Raw genomic sequence first — 1,182 nt, 5'->3', positions numbered from 1 at the left:
TAGTGTCCTGAGCGGTTAGTTCGACTATCCATCAAGGCGACGGTAAAGTGATGACCCAACGTCATGGACTGATTGTACAAATGGCCCGTCCCGCTGCTCCCTTTGCTTTAACGCCTTCCGACCTCGTCACCCTGCAAAGCTGGTTGCGGATGGGGTCATTGGCGCAGAACCTCGCACAACGCGCCAGAATATTGCTTCTCTTGGCGGATGGGCTCACACCCAATACCGTCGCTGAGCAGATGCAAGTATCGGCATCCGTGATCTTTAAATGGCGCAAGCGCTATCAGGAGGCAGGGCTTGAGGGATTGAACGATTTGCCGCGTAGCGGTCAGCCACGCAAGCTCAGTGCTGCAAAATTCAACGACATCCTGACGTTAACAACTCAGCGTGTCCCTCATGAGGCAACACACTGGAGTGTTCGCCTGATGGCCAAATATGCGCAGGTCAGCACGTGGCAGGTTCGACAAGTCTGGGCCGCTTCCGACCTCAAGCCGCACCGGCTGAAGACGTTCAAAATCAGTAACGATCCTCTCTTTGCCGACAAGGTGGTCGATGTGGTCGGGCTCTACCTGAACCCGCCGGATAACGCGCTGGTGCTGTCGGTTGACGAGAAAACCCAGATCCAGGCACTGGATCGCACACAGCCGATGTTGCCGCTACGTCCGGGGCAGATCGAGCGTCGAACCCACGATTACAAACGCCACGGGACGGCGAGTCTGTACGCGGCTTTTGACATTTTGACGGGCAAGGTGATCGGGCGGATTACCCAGCGTCATCGGGCCAAGGAGTTTTTGGCTTTCCTGCAACAGATCAACCGCAGCACACCGGCCGAACTGGATCTGCATGTGATCCTGGACAACAGCTCGACTCACAAGACTCCCGTGATCAAGCAGTGGTTGGAGAAGCATCCACGCTTCAAACTGCACTTCACGCCGACCAGCGCCTCCTGGCTGAACGCCGTGGAAGGCTGGTTCGCTCAACTGGAGCGGCGAGCCCTGTACCGGGGTGTTTTTACCAGCGTCGCGGAGCTGAAAACGGGCATTCGTCAATTCATCGAAGCCCACAATGAGCACTCAGCAAAACCATTCAAGTGGAACAAAACGGCTGAAACCATCATCAGCTCGGTGCATAAAGCAAAGCTGGGTGCGATTAAAAATAGATTTTTGAATTAACCGCTCAGGA

Annotated in this window: 1 protein-coding gene; it reads left to right on the top strand. The window is 55.3% G+C overall.

Features of this window, described 5'->3' with window-relative positions; translation table 11 throughout:
* Nucleotides 1–80 precede the first annotated feature (80 nt).
* Nucleotides 81–1,172 carry an IS630 family transposase gene (locus TU74_RS22920; protein ID WP_048377756.1) on the top strand — a complete coding sequence of 364 codons (1,092 nt, stop codon included), beginning with the start codon at nt 81–83 and terminating at the stop codon, nt 1,170–1,172.
* The last annotated feature ends 10 nt before the right edge of the window (nt 1,173–1,182 follow it).

It is taken from the genome of Pseudomonas lundensis (genome assembly GCF_001042985.1).
GTDB classification, from domain to species: Bacteria; Pseudomonadota; Gammaproteobacteria; order Pseudomonadales; family Pseudomonadaceae; genus Aquipseudomonas; species Aquipseudomonas lundensis.
Note: the sequence above shows the minus strand (reverse complement) of the source record. Positions and strands in the feature narration are given on the sequence as shown.

Excerpts from the sequence above, each read along its gene's own strand:
- TU74_RS22920 (WP_048377756.1), top strand. The coding sequence starts at position 81 with ATGGCCCGTCCCGCTGCTCCCTTTGCTTTAACGCCTTCCGACCTCGTC.